General features: G+C 35.7%; 13 protein-coding genes. 2 read left to right on the top strand and 11 right to left on the bottom strand.

Features of this window, described 5'->3' with window-relative positions; translation table 11 throughout:
- Position 1: 1 nt before the first annotated feature.
- From metC to polA, 4 genes are all read right to left on the bottom strand, one after another.
- Positions 2–1,168, bottom strand: a complete 1,167-nt coding sequence (metC, locus tag ABXT49_RS00730) for a cystathionine beta-lyase (RefSeq protein WP_416652293.1) — start codon at positions 1,166–1,168, stop codon at positions 2–4.
- 81 nt (positions 1,169–1,249) lie between these two features.
- Positions 1,250–4,426: a UvrD-helicase domain-containing protein gene (locus ABXT49_RS00725; protein WP_416652290.1), complete on the bottom strand. Its 3,177-nt coding sequence runs from the start codon at positions 4,424–4,426 to the stop codon at positions 1,250–1,252.
- Positions 4,423–6,171, bottom strand: a complete 1,749-nt coding sequence (argS, locus tag ABXT49_RS00720; protein WP_416652287.1) for an arginine--tRNA ligase — start codon at positions 6,169–6,171, stop codon at positions 4,423–4,425. Before argS ends, ABXT49_RS00725 begins: the two co-directional genes overlap by 4 nt.
- A 90-nt stretch (positions 6,172–6,261) precedes the next feature.
- Positions 6,262–8,994, bottom strand: coding sequence for a DNA polymerase I (gene polA, locus ABXT49_RS00715; protein WP_416652285.1), 2,733 nt, complete (start codon positions 8,992–8,994; stop codon positions 6,262–6,264).
- Positions 8,995–9,106: 112 nt separating this feature from the next.
- Between polA and ABXT49_RS00710 the strand changes: the two genes are divergently transcribed.
- Complete coding sequence (locus ABXT49_RS00710) at positions 9,107–9,826, top strand: metal ABC transporter ATP-binding protein (RefSeq protein ID WP_416652283.1); 720 nt, start codon at positions 9,107–9,109, stop codon at positions 9,824–9,826.
- Positions 9,827–9,881: 55 nt separating this feature from the next.
- The gene (dapD, locus tag ABXT49_RS00705) at positions 9,882–10,697 is read left to right on the top strand and encodes a 2,3,4,5-tetrahydropyridine-2,6-dicarboxylate N-succinyltransferase (protein ID WP_416652281.1); all 816 of its coding nucleotides are present in this window, start codon (positions 9,882–9,884) and stop codon (positions 10,695–10,697) included.
- Positions 10,698–10,761: 64 nt separating this feature from the next.
- Here the strand turns inward: dapD and ABXT49_RS00700 are convergent, their stop codons facing one another.
- The 7 genes from ABXT49_RS00700 to mnmG all read right to left on the bottom strand — a co-directional run bounded on the left by ABXT49_RS00700 (position 10,762) and on the right by mnmG (position 16,597).
- Positions 10,762–10,980: a hypothetical protein gene (locus tag ABXT49_RS00700; RefSeq protein ID WP_416652280.1), complete on the bottom strand. Its 219-nt coding sequence runs from the start codon at positions 10,978–10,980 to the stop codon at positions 10,762–10,764.
- A 204-nt stretch (positions 10,981–11,184) separates the two neighbouring features.
- The gene (locus tag ABXT49_RS00695) at positions 11,185–11,403 is read right to left on the bottom strand and encodes a hypothetical protein (RefSeq protein ID WP_271537261.1); all 219 of its coding nucleotides are present in this window, start codon (positions 11,401–11,403) and stop codon (positions 11,185–11,187) included.
- A gap of 161 nt (positions 11,404–11,564) precedes the next feature.
- Positions 11,565–12,413 (bottom strand): 4-hydroxybenzoate octaprenyltransferase, encoded by an 849-nt coding sequence (ubiA, locus tag ABXT49_RS00690; protein ID WP_416652279.1) that lies wholly within the window; start codon positions 12,411–12,413, stop codon positions 11,565–11,567.
- Positions 12,410–13,333 (bottom strand): RluA family pseudouridine synthase, encoded by a 924-nt coding sequence (locus ABXT49_RS00685; RefSeq protein ID WP_416652277.1) that lies wholly within the window; start codon positions 13,331–13,333, stop codon positions 12,410–12,412. Before ABXT49_RS00685 ends, ubiA begins: the two co-directional genes overlap by 4 nt.
- 4 nt (positions 13,334–13,337) lie before the next feature.
- Positions 13,338–14,108: a TatD family hydrolase gene (locus tag ABXT49_RS00680; protein ID WP_416652276.1), complete on the bottom strand. Its 771-nt coding sequence runs from the start codon at positions 14,106–14,108 to the stop codon at positions 13,338–13,340.
- Positions 14,109–14,117: 9 nt separating this feature from the next.
- Complete coding sequence (rsmG, locus tag ABXT49_RS00675) at positions 14,118–14,729, bottom strand: 16S rRNA (guanine(527)-N(7))-methyltransferase RsmG (RefSeq protein WP_416652275.1); 612 nt, start codon at positions 14,727–14,729, stop codon at positions 14,118–14,120.
- Positions 14,726–16,597 carry a tRNA uridine-5-carboxymethylaminomethyl(34) synthesis enzyme MnmG gene (gene mnmG, locus ABXT49_RS00670; RefSeq protein WP_416652274.1) on the bottom strand — a complete coding sequence of 624 codons (1,872 nt, stop codon included), beginning with the start codon at positions 16,595–16,597 and terminating at the stop codon, positions 14,726–14,728. Before mnmG ends, rsmG begins: the two co-directional genes overlap by 4 nt.
- Positions 16,598–16,659 lie beyond the last annotated feature (62 nt).

Raw genomic sequence — 16,659 nt, 5'->3', positions numbered from 1 at the left:
ACTACCCAAGAACCCTGAAGCCTTGTTTTAGGTCTTCAATTAACTCACTTGAGTCTTCAAGCCCTATGCTAAGTCGAACTAGATGTTTTCCATCATGAACCCATTCTCCATCTCGCTTGTATGGCCTTGCAGTTAAGAGGCTTTTATAACCTCCCCAACTAAAGCCAAGGGCAAATATTTCAAGTGAATTTGCAAATAATGCAATTTGTTCATCTGAATATGACTTTTTGAATGTGAAAGCAAATAGCCCTGACGCGCCACTAAAATCTCTCTTCCATAAGTCATGCTGAGGGTGAGACTCAAGACCAGGATGAATTACAGTCTCAATAATATCATTCTTATCAAGCCATCTCGCAACTTCAAAGGCTGATTTTTGGTGCGCCTCTAGACGAACCTTTAGTGATCTCAGCCCCCTCAAAGCCTGATAACAATCCTGTGGATTGGCGTAATTTTCAACAGTTTCAAAATATTTAGAAAACTCATCCACATATTTTTGGTTTACCGTTGCGCAGCCCAACAAGATATCAGAATGGCCACAAATATACTTAGTTACAGATTGAATGGTAATGTCGATACCAAGATCCAAAGGCTTTAAGAAAAGAGGTGTAGCCCATGAATTATCTAAAATTGATAGTACGTTAGCTTTTTTTGCCTCTTTAACAATTGCAGAAATATCTTGTATTTCAAATGTATTAGAGCCAGGAGACTCTAAAAAAATTAATTTAGTTTTATCATTAATATAGTGCCTGATTTCAGCACCTATATTGGACTCTATATGCGTTATCTTTACATTATATTTTTCAAGAATATTATGGCAAAAGCTTGCAGTAGGACTATAAACATTGTCACACAATAAAACCTCATCCCCACTTTTAGTAAAGGCCATTAGTGTGTTTGTAATAGCACTGATACCAGAGGGAAATGCATAAGAAATATGACCATTTTCAAGCTTACACATCGCTTCTTCAAAGGCTTTCTGAGTAGATAGCCCATGAGTTCCATAGTCAACACCAGGATAATTATGATCCATTGCTAATTGCATATCTTCAAAATGATTAAACAGAACTGTTGAGCCACTCTGCACATCAGGATTAATGGTTCTTATTTTTCTATCACCATATTTCTGAGTGTAATCAATCCATCCAACGATATCATTTTTCTTAGTCATATATTTATAGGTTTAACAAATTGGAAATCATCATAAGTACAATTAAGGAATTTGTCCAGCAATTTTTCAATACAAAAACAATTAAATTATTATTAACTGACTTGCAGCTGGGCAGTAAAGAGCAACCTTTGAAGGGAGTTTAAAAAAATCATCAAGAACCTCTTGATATATTTTGATTTGTTTTTGGTGTGACTGTTTTTGCCGCCCAATAAATGAGCTCATAGATTCACCATCGTTAAGCGATGCCGTCTTGAAATCTATAATCCATAAAGTGCCGTCTTCAATAAACAATCGATCAACTATTACTGTTTTACTTGAATTACTATATTCGGCTTCGACTTCAGTAGAGTCTCGATATTTAAATAGCCATTCAAAATCTTTATCACGCTTTGTATTGAGAAGTAAAAGAGAGGCAGCTTTAGAATATGACTGAATTAGTTTTGTCGGCAATCCAAACTCCTTAAATCTTGCCTCAATGCTTTCAAATGATGGCTCAAATAAATAATGCTCTAGAAAGTAATGCACTATCGAACCCAATGCACTTTGATAAATTAGATCAATATTACTGGGCATATTTTTGGATTGCTTAATGTCATTAATGACTCTACTAGAAAGAGTTGAGAGCATCTTATTACGCTGAAGTTTGGGTAAAGAAGTCTCTACTGGAATTGTTGCATCTTGAATTGGAATGTCATCGATAGATTGTTGAAAATAATTACTTAAAAATGACAGCAATGAGCCACTGACAGCTCTTCCAGTTTTTGAAACGCTACCTAACAAATGAATCTTATCTTTTGCTCGACTCATCCCAACATACAGCACTCTCATTAATTCGAAGTGTGCCTGTTGTTTTTGTAAGTACTGCAAATAAAGGTAAGTTTTACTCTCAGAGTCTTCATAAGAAGATTTTAAAGGTGCTAGCAAAATATTATTATTTGAAAACTCTTGAATTTGTATTAAGGGTAGTGAGTCATTTTTTCCTTTTTTACCAAGGCCAGGAATAATTACAGTATCAAACTCTAAGCCTTTAGCCTGATGAATTGTCATTAACTTAACAGAGGCAGACTGGGAGGGTGCATATAAATCTTTAACCATCAATTCAATTGTCTTGATATCTAAACTTTGGTTTAGTTCGCAATGATTCAGTAATGAAAGAAATTGAGATCTAATACTTTTTTCTTGCTCATTTAGTTCAATCTCATTACATAGCTGACTTAAGGCATAAGAAAAACGCTCTACAAAAGAGAACTTACCTTCACTATAAATAGCCTCTTCAGTCGCTAGGAATAAATGCCTAGAACGTAAAATACCATCATCACTCAAACCCTTAACGATATCATCATCTATTAACTGACTAAAAATTGTCTTATCTATTGAATCACTAAAAACTAATAAATCTTCTAACTTTAAGCCGCACCATGGAGCTCTGAGAATAGAAAGCCAAGCCAAACGATCCGCCAAACTAAGCAATGCTCTAGCTAAACTTAGCAAGTCTCTGGTAAAAAGATTAGACCTTAATGGCTCAGTTTTTAAGGCTTCAAAATTAACCCTGCTTTCCTGAAGCAACAATGTAATGGCATTTAAATGAGATCTAGATCTTACAAGGACTGCAATCTCTTGATGTGGATTATTTGAAATAGATTTTTTAATAATACTAACCACCATCTCCGCTTCTTCAGAATCTTGATCTACACTAAACGGGTAAAAAGTGAGCGCATCATTTTGCTCAATATTTGAAGCAGAGCTAGATTCAGAATAATGAATAGCGCCCAACAATAAATTATCTTGGTTTGGAAATATTTGAGAAAAAATCTTATTATTTTGCTCAACAATACTTTTATTTGACCTAAAGTTAGCGCTTAATGCTAGAGGCTTAATTTTAAGACTACCTATACCACCTTTCATGACTTCAAGGAAAATTCCAACTTGAGATTCACGAAATTTATAAATTGATTGCATGGGATCACCCACAAAAAAGATTGACTTTCCATCTCCCTCTTGCCAGCTATCAATAAGCTTTTCAATTAAGCTTAATTGTGAATATGAAGTGTCTTGAAACTCATCAACTAGTAGATGCTTAATTTGATAGTCTAACAATAGTGCAATATCACTCACCTCTTCACGACTATCAAGCACATTAATAGCTTGCATACCAACTTCTGAAAAATCTTGCAAACCTTTTTCTTTAAAAATTACCTTCAACTCTGCAACACTTAACTTTAAGACTTGTGCAATATCATTGATACTTTTGCTCGTTGATTCTGGAAAATACGCACTTGGTAAGTTAGATAAATTATTAAGTATTTTTTTGAATTCAACTTCAGAATCAAAACTCTCTAATATTTCTTTAAATATCAGTTTTTCTTCCTTAAGTTCAGCTGGAAATCCAATATTAGCATCAATTTTCTTTCTCCAGTTCCCGGTACTTTTCGTTAAAAGTAACTCAGAGATAGTTTGCCAATCTCTCAAATCTTCGATAGTTGAGCCTGGTAACTTTTTAATCTTAGAAACATCATGCCTGGTACTAACTTCTAATAAATTAAAAAAAGATTTATCAAGCAAACCAGATGCTGTACTTCTTAAGGTTCCAAGATATTCAACAATTAATTCTTGCGCTAGAATTTCTAATAAATTAATATCAAGAGCACCCTCAATATATAGTTTTGGTAGCCACTGCTCTCGCTTTGAGAGCATCTGAACTATGAGCCGATAGAACCTATCAACATGGTTATCAAGGTACAACAAAACAGATGAGATGCTAGCTTGATACTCGCTCTCCTCAATTAGTAGAAGGGTATTTTCTGCTGCCTCCTGATAAATTTGCTCATACTCATAATTATTAATCATTGTTTGAGGTGGGATTAATTGATCAATAGATGGGTAACTTGAGACAATTAAACTTGACAGCGAATCAATAGTAATTATTTTTATTCGAGATGGGTGATTCAGTAAATCCCAATCTTTCAGACTTGATTGTTCTAACACTTTATTGGCAAGATCAAAGGTTTTGAGCTTGTGTGGCTCTTCAGGCGGGTGCAATCTTGCTCGATTAAGCGAGCTAATTATTCTATGCTTTAACTCATCCACCGCTCTGTTGGTAAATGTCATAACTAAAATATTTTCTGGCACATCTGCAGAGCTAAGTAATTTTAAATAACGTTGAGTTATAAGTTCAGTTTTTCCTGAGCCAGCAGGAGCTTGAACAATGAAAGAATCACCTATATTTAGTGCTTGATCTCTTTGCCTCTGATCATTCACATTGACTCTGGCGAACTAACCCCTAGAATAGTTAGCCCATTAAAGAGAACTTGTTTCGTTGCGTGGATCACTGTCAACCTAGCCTGGGTAAGATTTTGATCATCCAGTATAAAAGGACAGGCATTGTAGTAACTGTGAAATTGAGAAGCCAATTCACGTAAATAGTAAGCAAGTTGGTGAGGTTCATACTGCACCGCAGCAGACTCTATGACACCTTTATAACGACTTAGCTCTCTTAAAATTGATTTTTCACTTTCTTCTGATAATAATCCTAAATCAGCATCTTGATAATTAAACACTATGCCCTTTTCTTGCGCTTGCTTAAAAACAGAGTTAATTCGAGCATAGGCATATTGAATATAGAAAACTGGGTTCTCGTTTGTCTTTGATTTGGCAAGGTCTAGATCAAAATCCATATGCTGCTCTGACTTTCTAAGGATATAAAAGAAACGTGCAGCATCATTTCCTACCTCACTTCTTAAATCCTCTAAGGTCACAAAAGACCCACTTCTAGTTGACATTTGTACTTTTTTTCCACCTCTATAAAGGTTTGCAAATTGAACCAAAAGGATTTCTAATTTTTTAGGGTTATGATTAAATGCAGCTACAGAAGCCTTAACTCTAGCAATATAACCATGATGGTCAGCTCCCCAAACATTAATTACTTTATCATAGCCTCGCTCAAATTTTTCAAGGTGGTAGGCAATATCTGAAGCAAAATAAGTATGATTTCCATTATCACGGACTACTACACGATCTTTTTCATCTCCATAATCCGTTGTTTTAAACCATAGGGCGCCGTCCTTTTTATAAACGTGCTTACTGTCTTGAAGTCTTTTAATGCTAGCCTCAGAAAGGCCGTTATCAATCAAAGATTGCTCTGAAAACCACTTTTCAAAGACCACTCCAAAATCAGCTAGATCTTTTTTGATGCCACTTAGAATACTTTCAATACCTACTTTAAAAATAGATTTAAAGCCTTCACCCAATAACTCTTTTGACCTTGAAATTAACTCATCAATATGAGACTCTTTGTTTCCTCCTTCAAGCTCATCTTTGCAGATACCTTCAAAAACTAATGCTGATTCTTTGTGAAAAGCGTCACTATAAGTCTGCATAACATTACTGGCGATATCATTAATGTACTTTCCTTGATAGCCATTATCAGGAAACCTTATTGTTTCTTCGCAGAGCTCTAAATATCGCAAGAAAATGCTTACAGATAAGATATCCATCTGCCTACCCGCATCATTTACATAGTACTCATTATCAACTTTATAACCAACAGATCTTAGTAGGTTAGAAACAGTTGCCCCATAAGCGGCCCCTCTTCCATGTCCAACATGAAGAGGTCCTGTTGGATTAGCTGAAACATACTCCAAAAGAATACTTTGGCCTGCTCCTATATTAGATGTTCCATACCCATCACCACTTTCAATAATTTCATTTATCACGGCAGTACTCGACTTGTCTGACAGAAAGAAGTTAATGAACCCTGGGCCAGCTATTTCTGTTTTTTCAATAAAATCAGCGCCATCTAATTGGTCGATAATAGCTTGCGCCAGCTTCATTGGGCTGGTTTTAGCCTGCTTTGCCAGCATTAAGGCTATATTTGTTGCATAATCACCATGACTTTTATCTTTGGTGTGATCTAGCCGAACTTTTGATGGCATCTCACTAAGCAATCCTTGATCAATTAAATCATGGATGCATTTTGTAAGTAGGTTTTGCAGTTGCTCTTTCATATAATTAACTCATTATTACTTTTTTGGTTATTAGAACCTATTTTAATTTAACACATCAATAAACCTATACTCAAATTCTATACTTACGGTTTAGTGAGCCTCTTGCCAGTTTGTTCCAATTCCCACATCAACCTCTAATGGAATACTTAACTTCAAAGTATCTGACATCATAGACCTGACAATTTCACCATACTCTTTAGCTTTATCAGCTCGAAGTTCAAATACAAGCTCATCATGAACTTGCATGATCATTTTTACTCCATTATTTTCTCTATCAATCCAGGACTGGATATCGAGCATAGCTTTTTTTATAATATCTGCAGAGGAGCCTTGCATAGGAGCATTAATTGCAGTTCTTAGTGCGTGTTGCTGCAGCATTTTATTTTTCGAATTAATTTGAGGCAAATATAGCCTCCTGCCTAAAATTGTTTCAACAAATCCCTGCTCTTTAGCCCTTTCTTTAGTTTCGTCCATAAACTTTAAGACACCAGGATAATTCTCAAAATAACCATCAATATATTGCTTAGCTTCAGTTCTAGAGACATCTATTTGTTTAGCCAAACCAAACGCACTCATACCATAAATTAAGCCAAAGTTTATCGCCTTAGCCTTTCGGCGCTGATCTTTAGTAACATTTGAAAGCTCAGTATCAAAAACTTGAGAGGCTGTTGCACTATGAACATCAACATTATTATTAAAAGCCTCAATTAAGCTCTTATCCTGTGAAATATGCGCCATTATTCTAAGCTCAATTTGAGAATAATCAGCAGCAAGGATTGCATTATCTTTATTTGCAATGAATGCTGATCTAATCTGAGCACCCCTCTCTGTTCTAATTGGAATATTTTGAAAATTAGGTTTTGAAGAAGAAAGCCTACCCGTTGCAGTTACTGCTTGATGATATGAGGTATGAAGCCTTCCAGTCTTTCTGTTAATTTGTTTTGGTAAGGCCTCTAAATAAGTAGAATTTAGTTTTGTTAAAGTACGATAAGCCATTATTAAATCAACTAACGGGTGATCAAGTAATTTTAGAGCTTCTTCATTTGTTGAAGGCTGGCCCTTTGCTGTTTTCTTTTTTGGCTCTAGGCCAAAACCCTCTTCACTAAATAAAATTTGCTGAATTTGTTTTGGAGACTCAAGATTAAATTCATCGCCAGCAACCTCATATGCTTCAGTCTGAATTTTCATCATTTCAGCTTTAACCTCAATCTGTTGTTTAAAGAGTGAAGTTTCATCAACAAACGCACCATTTCTTTCTAATTTCAACATAATTTTTATTAATGGAATCTCTATGCTTTTATAAAGCAGCATCACTTTAGGATAATCTTGAAGCCTTGATTCCAAGACATTATTTAGCTCATTTGTTACAATGACATCTTCACACGCATAAGGCATTGCTTCACTAATATCAACCTGGTTAAAGGTTAGTTGTTTTTTTCCGCTGCCAGCAACATCTGCGTAATGAATTGTTTTGTGCCCCAAATAATGTAAGGCTAAATCATCCATATTATGGCGGCTTGCAACTGAATTCAAACAATAAGATTTCAACATAGTGTCGTCAATAATGCCATTTAGACTAATATCAATATTAGCAAGAACATGGGCATCATATTTTAAGTTTTGACCAACTTTGCCAATAGCTTTATTCTCGAGCAAGGGCTTTAAAGATGCCATTACCTTATGTCTAGCCAACTGAACTGGCGCATCTAAGTAGTCATGTGCAACTGGTAAATAATAACTATCTTTCTCAATAAGAAAAACAAGGCCAACAATCTCAGCCTCCATATAGTTAAGACTATTCGTCTCTAAATCAAATACAAAAGATTCACTATTGGACAGCTTAGTAAGCAATCCAGAAAAGTCTTCATCTGTAAGTATTAGATTTTGAGAATATTCTTTAAGAGCAATACTAGAAACAGGGCTGGGAGTTTCATCAGTCACCTGCTCATCATTTTGAGCAATTTTAGGTGCAGTCTTTTCACCTAATTGCTTAAGCCACATTGAAAAACCATACTCTCTAAAAAGATCTAGTAACTCCTCTTTTTTTTCTCCGGGCTCATCCAATAAGATATTTAAAGGAAGCTTGACATCAAACTTTAGCTGAACTAATTTATAAGAAAGATCCAATATCTCAAAAGATTCCCTTAGTTTTTCACCAACCTTACCACCAATCTTTTCTGCATTAGCCTTAACGCCTTCAATGTTTTCATAAAGCTCAAGCCACTTTGACGCAGTTTTTGGTCCAACACTAGGCACTCCAGGTATGTTGTCAGCTGAGTCCCCCGTTAATGCCAGTAAATCTAATATTTGGTTTGGATTAACTCCCATTTTCTCTTTAATTTCTTCCTCACCATAGAGCTTACCTTTCATGTCAAGTTGCTTAATATTGCCTCCGACTAATTGGAAAAGGTCTTTGTCCCCACTAGCAATAATTGTTTCAATGCCTTCTTCACCAGCAAGCTTAGATAACGTCGCAATGACATCATCTGCTTCGACACCCGGCTCGCATAAAAAATGAAAGCCCATTGCCCTAACTATTTTATAAAGGGGTTCAATCTGAACAACTAAATCATCCTCTGCTGGGCTTCTATTGGCTTTGTAGTCAGGAAACATTTCGTGACGAAAATTTGAACCTTTTGCATCAAAAATCATAATAATCTTTGCGTCCTGATACTTCCTTTGTAGATGTTTTATCGCATTTACAACACCAAACATAGCTCCAGTAGGAAAGCCACTTTCATTTGTCAAGTTTTGAGATAGCGTTGAGAAATAGGAGCGAAATAAAAACGCCGAGCCATCTACTAAAATGAGTTGCTGATTCATTCTCAAATTTTACCTCTAAACCAAGTTTTTTTATTGGAAACTACTTGATGAATTTAAACTTTCAAACTTTATATTTTGAGCTCATGCATGAATTGTTAGATAAAATATACTAATGTCAGATGCTCTCATAACTCTAAACAATATTAGCCTTAGTCATAATGGGAAAAATATCCTTGATGATGTCAGCTTTAAACTTCATCCTGGTGAGTTTATTACATTAATAGGTCCTAATGGCGCTGGAAAAAGCTCATTAATTAAAATTCTTTTAGGTGTTATTAAACAAGATTCTGGAGAAATAATACATAGCGATAATTTAAAATTTGGTTATACGCCTCAATCATTTACAGCAAATCCATACATACCTATATCTGTTATTGATTTTTTGACATTAAATCAAAAATTTGATCGTGAGTTCACGCTTCAAACTTGTGAGCTTACTGGTATTGAAGATTTATTTAAAATGCCGCTCAAAAATCTTTCAGGTGGTGAATTGCAAAAAGTCTTACTAACTAGAGCACTTCTAAATAAGCCTAATGTGTTGATTTTAGATGAACCAGCACAAAACCTTGATGTTGATGGGCAAATGCAGCTTTATAAATTAATTCAGGATATTCATCAAAAGCAAAACTGTGCTGTACTTATGGTGTCACATGATCTTCATAGAGTAATGAAAGAATCAACTCAAGTTCTGTGCCTTTATCATCATATCTGCTGTGAGGGACTCCCCGAATCCATATTGAAAGATGCTCAATTTAATGACTTGTTTGCTGATCAAATCCATGACTTGATGGCAACTTATGAGCATCATCATAACCATCAGCACGAACATTAGAGAAGTCCAAATCGACTCTAAATGATATAATTAACTTTTTTTTATTATGGCAATTATGAAAGATATTATTGAAGCAGCATTCGAAGATCGAGCGCACATTACCCCTGACTCTGCAAGTAATGAAATTAAACAAGCTGTTGATGAGGCAATCCACCTCCTAGACTCAGGAAAAGCTAGAGTTGCTGAACAAAGAAGTATCGGCAACTGGGAGGTTAATGAATGGCTAAAGAAAGCTGTTTTGCTTTCATTTAGGCTTGCAGATAATGTCCCTATGCAATCTGGTTATACGCAGTACTATGACAAAGTGCCATCCAAGTATGCAAATACTACAGCTAAAGAGTTTCAGGCATCAGGTGTTAGAGTAGTTCCTCCGGCCACTGCAAGGAGAGGATCTTATATAGCCTCAAATACGGTTTTAATGCCATCTTATGTAAATATTGGTGCATATGTTGATTCTGGAACAATGGTCGATACGTGGGCAACTGTTGGTTCTTGTGCTCAAATTGGTAAAAATGTTCATCTTTCGGGCGGTGTAGGTATTGGTGGTGTTCTAGAACCTTTACAAGCGAGTCCAACAATCATAGAGGATAACTGCTTTATTGGAGCAAGATCAGAAGTGGTTGAAGGTGTTATCGTTGAAGAAGGTGCCGTTATATCAATGGGTGTTTATATTGGTCAATCAACAAAAATCTTTAATAGAATGACGGGTGAAGTAACATATGGACGAATACCTGCAGGATCAGTTGTAGTCTCTGGCAACCTTCCATCAGTAGATGGCAGCTATTCACTTTATTGCGCCGTTATAGTTAAACAGGTTGACGCTAAAACAAGGTCTAAGGTTGGAATTAATGAGCTTCTTCGAGGGATTTAACCCCATCTTTTTCAAATAATAAAAAACCCGCCTAATGGCGGGTTTTTTATTGAGTTAATATGTATTACTTAGTAAAGATTTTGTACAGCAAACCAACGGCAATTAAACCAACTAAGTTTGCAGCTCCAAGTCCAACAATAATATCCGTAAGTCTAGCGATAATATCGCCAGGTAGGAATGCAGCCTGACTTCCAAAAATTATTTGAACAACAACTGCAAGCGCAATAATACTTACACCTACTTCAGTTAATTTTTTTACCCATCCAATTACATTATCTAACATATGCTCTCTCCATTTGTTTTAAGACAACCAGATTTCCAGCTGATTGATAAACTTTTTATAGTATCAAAATCACTATGTCAAGTTTTCTAGGTGCGTGATGACTAAAAAATAGATTCAACATAATAAAATTAAGTATTTAATAATATTTCATTCAAATAATAAAAAACCCGCCATAAGGCGGGTTTTTTATTGAGTTAATACGTATTACTTAGAAAAGATCGTGTACAACAATCCTGCTGTAATTAAACCAACTAAGCCAGCACCACCAAGTGCGCCGATCATATCAGTAAGCCTAGCAACAACATCACCAGGTAGGAATGAAGCACTTGAACCAAATATTACTTGAACAACAACTGCAAGTGCTACAAGACCAACACCAGCTTCAGTTAATTTTTTTATCCAACCAGTTACATTACTTAACATATTTTCTCTCCATTTGTTTTTAAAATAATCAACATTCTTGCTGATTGATGGACTTTTTATAGTAACAAAAACAGAGTGTCAAGTTTTCTTGATGAAAAAAAGCGAAAAAATAGCCAAAAATGATGTAATTTTGCTGAAATGTTGCAAAAAAACAACAAAACTTATGCCTTGATGATTACCGAAAGAAAAATCCCTAAAAATGCAGTCATACCAATGAAATTATTATTAAGAAATGCCTTAAAATATTCTTCTTTTTGGCGTTTTTTCAGTAGAAATTGATGGTAAATCATAAAAAATGAAATAATCACTAAAGAAAAGTCATAAATTAATCCTAAATCGAAAATATTGCCAATTAATATAAGCACAATAATTAATAAAATTTGCAATAAAGTGATAATAATTTGATCGTACTTTGCAAAAAGAATTGCTGTTGACTTTACTCCAATCTTTAAATCTTCATCGCGATCAGCCATCGCATAAAAAGTGTCATAAATCAAAGTCCAAATTAGAGTTGCAATAAAAACTAGCCAGGCATTTAAAGGAACCACTCCAGTTTGAGCACTAAAAGCCATAGGCACGCTCATTCCAAATGCAGCGCCTAAAACTAGTTGCGGCAAATTAGTCCAGCGCTTTGTAAAAGGATATAAAGTTGCCAGAAGAACGGCAATTAAAGACAATTTAATAGTTAAGATATTAGTTTGAAGAACCAAGCCTAATGCAATCAATAATAATAGGCCAAATAATACTAGCGCGGAATTAGATGAAATTTCTCCAGTAGCAAGAGGCCTTTTCTGAGTTCTTATGATGAGCTTATCAATTTTTCGATCTGCAAAATCATTAATAACGCACCCAGCAGTTCTCATTATAAAAACTCCTAAAGTGAAAATGAACAATATATCTAAATCAGGCCATCCATTTGCACTCAGAAATAAAGCCCAGTATGTGGGCCATAAAAGGAGTAATGACCCAATAGGCTTATCAAGCCTCATTAAGCGAATATACGCATTCATAGTTTATTTAAAAATTCTTCAAGATCATTTGGCAATGGGGCTGTTACCTTTTGTATCTCATTAGTAATAGGGTTTGTAAAAACAATTGATTTAGCGTGCAAAAAAAGTCGACTCAACCCCTTCTTTTTCATCAATTGATCAAAACTATTATCGCCATACTTATCATCTTGGGCAACTGGATGCCCAGCATGCTTTGCATGGACCCTGATTTGATGCGTCCTTCCAGTTTCTATAACAACTTCAACTAACGAGGCACTTTCATCATCCATAAGAAAATTTTTAATAGGGTGGAAATGACTTACTGAGTCTTTTCCTTTCGAATCAATAACACTATTCCTTGAGTTTTGATAAATTGGCGCATCAATGGTATGCTTTTTCTTGCTCCAGCTATTTTTAACAAGTGCAATATAACGCTTTTCCACTTGATGATGAACTAGCTGTTCATGAAATGATTTTAAGACTGACCGTTTTTTTGCAAGAATCAAACACCCTGATGTCCCTCTATCAAGTCGATGAACAAGTTCAATAGGTTCTTTGTATTGACTTTTAAGTGCTTCAATAATTCCAATAGTGACACCGCTTCCCCCATGAACTGCCATTCCATGTGTCTTATTAAGCACTAATAAGCCTTTATCCTCATAAAGAATTGAGGAATTAAGCAACTTAAGCAGTCCATCAGATGGCTTAATATCCTTTTCGGTGGAGGTTCTAATAGGTGGAATTCGAATAATATCTTCAGAAACAAGCTTATAGTCTGCTTTTTTTCTACCTTTATTGACGCGGACTTCGCCTTTTCTAATAATGCGATAAATGCGAGACTTTGGGACACCTTTAAGCTGCTTAATTAGATAATTATCAAGGCGCTGTCCAATTGAAAATTCATCAACACTTATGAACCTTGGAGCATCATGAGTAGTCATAAGGTCACGAAAAAAATAGCCGATTAAAGTTATCAGTGGTAACTTTAGCAATCTCAGAAATACTCGTATTACGAATTTCTGCAAGTTTTTCTGCTACATAGTATGTATAGGCTGGACTATTTGGCCTTCCTCTATTAGGAACGGGGGTTAAATATGGCGAGTCTGTTTCAACCAAAAGACGCTCAGCAGGTATTTTTTTTGCTACATCACGCAAAGATTGAGCACTTTTAAACGTCAAAATACCCGAAAAAGAAATATAATACCCAAGATCCAATGCCGCCTTGGCAGTTTCCCAATCCTCAGAAAAGCAATGCATAACGGCTGACTCAGCCTTCTCTTCAGAGAGAATTTTAATAGTATCAGATTTAGCTTCTCTGGTATGAATAATCAGAGGTTTACCCGAAATATTGGACGCCTTAATATGCCTACGGAATCGATCTCTTTGCCAATCAGCCTGATCTTTCTTAACATGAAAATAATCCAAACCAGTCTCACCAATTGCAATGATTCTGTCACTTTTTGCATATTTAAGTAACTCATCTGTAGTTGGGTCTTTACAATTAGTTTCTGTTGGATGCACGCCAACTGACGAATATATATTAGAGTGTGCTAATGCAAGATCGTGAACTTGATCAAAATGCTCCAAATCAATACAGACGCATAGGAATTTCTTTACAGAGAGCTCACTGGCATGTTTGAGCATTGACTCAATACTTCCTCCAAAAGCATCTAAGTCAACTCGGTCTATGTGGCAATGAGAGTCTATTATTTCCATAAATAAAAATTATAGCTGAATTTCTAAAAGTGAACGATTATCTGAAACAAATGGAACTTTTAAAATATGCACTTTTGCCTTCATTTTTTGAATAGTTTCTTCATCAATATTGTCACCTTTCATCATTAAGTAGCGACCATCATCCGTTATTAAATGCTTCACTTTTTCAATAGTACTCGCAACATCTGAAAATGCTCGGGATGTTATTTGAGGAAAAGACTCATGATGCCTAAATGACTCAACTCTACTATTAACTACTGTTACATTAATCAAAGAAAGTTCTGTTTTTACAGTTTGCATAAATCGACATTTTTTGCCAACACTATCGATGACAAAAACACTAGTTTTAGGCATCATAATTGCAATAATAATCCCAGGTAAACCAGCCCCAGAGCCGACATCTAGTAATAATCCAGGCTTTATGAAACTTAATATTGAAAGGCTATCCAAAAAGTGTTTTTTAATTGACTCTAGAGGGTCGCGTATGGCACTTAAATTGTATACCTTATTCCATTTAATAATTAACGCATGAAACTTAATGAGCTGCTGCACTTGAAACTCTGAGAGATCAATATTCATTAACTCTGCCCCTTCGCAGAGCAGCCTCTCGTTTTCATTCATGAGAGGGCTTTGTAAGTTTTCAGAAAAACCAATAGAATAGAAATTGATGCTGGGGTTACGCCTTGAATTCTACTAGCTTGACCAATTGTCTCAGGCTTGTATTCATTAAGCTTTTGCCTAACCTCATTGGATAGGGCTTTAATCTCACTATAATCAATATCTGATGAAAGCTTAGTATTCTCATTTTTACGATATTTTTCAATTTCATCTAATTGTCGTTTTATATAGCCCTCATATTTAATTTGATTTTCTACTTGCTCGATAATCATCCTATCTTCCAGAAAGGGTTTTGCATTTTCAATTTGACTGAGCAGCTTATAGTCAATATTTGGTCTTTTTAACAGGGCCTCTAAACTATATTCATGACTAAGCTTTATTCCCAAAACTTTTTCTGCTTGGGCGTCTCCTGACTGAACCCAAAAAGACTTTAAACGTTTTTTCTCATTCGCTACTTGCTCATATTTTCCATTAAAAGAAAGCCAACGTAAATCATCAACTAGTCCCATTTCTCTAGCTTGTGGAGTTAATCTCTCATCAGCATTATCTTCTCGAAGTAAAAGGCGATATTCAGCTCGAGAGGTAAACATTCGATAAGGTTCTGATGCTCCCTTGGTCGTCAAATCATCAACCATAACACCAATATAAGACTCATCTCTTTTAGGAGTCCAAGGGCCTTTCTCTTGAACCTGTAATGCAGCATTAATTCCAGCAAGCAAACCTTGTGCAGCGGCTTCTTCATAACCAGTAGTACCATTAATCTGTCCTGCAAAGAAAAGACCTGATATTTTCTTAACTTCTAGTGTTTGTTTTAACCCTCTTGGATCAAAAAAATCATATTCAATGGCGTAGCCTGGACGAATGATCTTTGCATCCTCAAAACCTTTAATAGAGTTAACAAAATCCTCTTGAACTTCAAATGCTAGCGATGTTGAAATGCCATTTGGATATACTTCATGAGTTGTAAGACCTTCCGGTTCAACGAATATTTGATGTGAGTCTCTTTCTGCAAATCTAACAACCTTATCCTCAATTGAAGGGCAATATCGCGGGCCAACGCCTTCTATTTTTCCACTATAGAGTGGCGAGTCTTTTAGGCCATTAGCAATATATTCATGAGTTTTTGCGTTCGTATGTGTAATAAAACATGGAATTTGTTCTGGGTGATCAGTTGATCTCCCCATAAATGAAAAGGTTGGTAGTGGAGTATCACCCTCTTGTTTTTGTAGGACGTTATAGTTAATTGTTCTTCCATCAAGGCGAGGTGGAGTTCCTGTTTTGAGCCTCCCTACACCTAAATCATACGAGCGTAGTCGTTCAGATAAGACATTAGCTGGAGCATCGCCAGCCCTTCCTCCTTGATAATTCTGTTTACCAATATGAATAATTCCACCTAAAAAAGTGCCTGAAGTTAAGATAACTTTATCTGCAAAGAATTTTAAGCCCATTTGCGTTATGACGCCTTTAACTCTGTTATTTTCAATAATTAGATCGTCAACTGGCTGCTGAAATAAACTTAGATTCTCTTGATTTTCAATTTTGCTTCTTATGGCTGCTTTATACAATATTCTGTCTGCTTGAGCCCTGGTAGCCCTAACAGCAGGTCCTTTAGATGCGTTTAGTGTTCTAAACTGAATACCTGATACATCAATAGCTTTTGCCATTATTCCACCCATTGCATCAATCTCTTTTACAAGATGGCCCTTACCAATACCGCCAATCGCAGGATTACAGCTCATCTGCCCAAGTGTCTCCACATTATGAGTTATTAGCAATGTATCGACACCCATTCTAGCTGATGCAAGAGCTGCCTCAGTTCCAGCATGTCCTCCACCAACAACAATTACTGGGTAATATTTACTTTTATTCATTCGTTTTTGTTTTAACAATACAAAAGGCCCGACTTAATTCGGGCCTTTTATTATACGCTTTA

Origin of the sequence: Candidatus Pseudothioglobus sp. Uisw_086 (assembly GCF_048085745.1) — a bacterium.
In the GTDB taxonomy this organism is placed as follows: Bacteria; Pseudomonadota; Gammaproteobacteria; order PS1; family Pseudothioglobaceae; genus Pseudothioglobus.
The sequence above is the reverse complement of the archived record's forward strand: the minus strand, read 5'-3'. Positions and strand labels throughout refer to the sequence as shown.

What these genes read in the sequence shown, in the direction of transcription:
- metC (WP_416652293.1), bottom strand. Translation starts at nt 1,168, where the DNA reads ATGACTAAGAAAAATGATATCGTTGGATGGATTGATTACACTCAGAAA.
- argS (WP_416652287.1), bottom strand. Translation starts at nt 6,171, where the DNA reads ATGAAAGAGCAACTGCAAAACCTACTTACAAAATGCATCCATGATTTA.
- polA (WP_416652285.1), bottom strand. Translation starts at nt 8,994, where the DNA reads ATGAATCAGCAACTCATTTTAGTAGATGGCTCGGCGTTTTTATTTCGC.
- ABXT49_RS00710 (WP_416652283.1), top strand. Translation starts at nt 9,107, where the DNA reads ATGTCAGATGCTCTCATAACTCTAAACAATATTAGCCTTAGTCATAAT.
- dapD (WP_416652281.1), top strand. Translation starts at nt 9,882, where the DNA reads ATGAAAGATATTATTGAAGCAGCATTCGAAGATCGAGCGCACATTACC.
- ABXT49_RS00700 (WP_416652280.1), bottom strand. Translation starts at nt 10,980, where the DNA reads ATGTTAGATAATGTAATTGGATGGGTAAAAAAATTAACTGAAGTAGGT.
- ABXT49_RS00695 (WP_271537261.1), bottom strand. Translation starts at nt 11,403, where the DNA reads ATGTTAAGTAATGTAACTGGTTGGATAAAAAAATTAACTGAAGCTGGT.
- ubiA (WP_416652279.1), bottom strand. Translation starts at nt 12,413, where the DNA reads ATGAATGCGTATATTCGCTTAATGAGGCTTGATAAGCCTATTGGGTCA.
- ABXT49_RS00685 (WP_416652277.1), bottom strand. Translation starts at nt 13,333, where the DNA reads ATGACTACTCATGATGCTCCAAGGTTCATAAGTGTTGATGAATTTTCA.
- ABXT49_RS00680 (WP_416652276.1), bottom strand. Translation starts at nt 14,108, where the DNA reads ATGGAAATAATAGACTCTCATTGCCACATAGACCGAGTTGACTTAGAT.
- rsmG (WP_416652275.1), bottom strand. Translation starts at nt 14,729, where the DNA reads ATGAATGAAAACGAGAGGCTGCTCTGCGAAGGGGCAGAGTTAATGAAT.
- mnmG (WP_416652274.1), bottom strand. Translation starts at nt 16,597, where the DNA reads ATGAATAAAAGTAAATATTACCCAGTAATTGTTGTTGGTGGAGGACAT.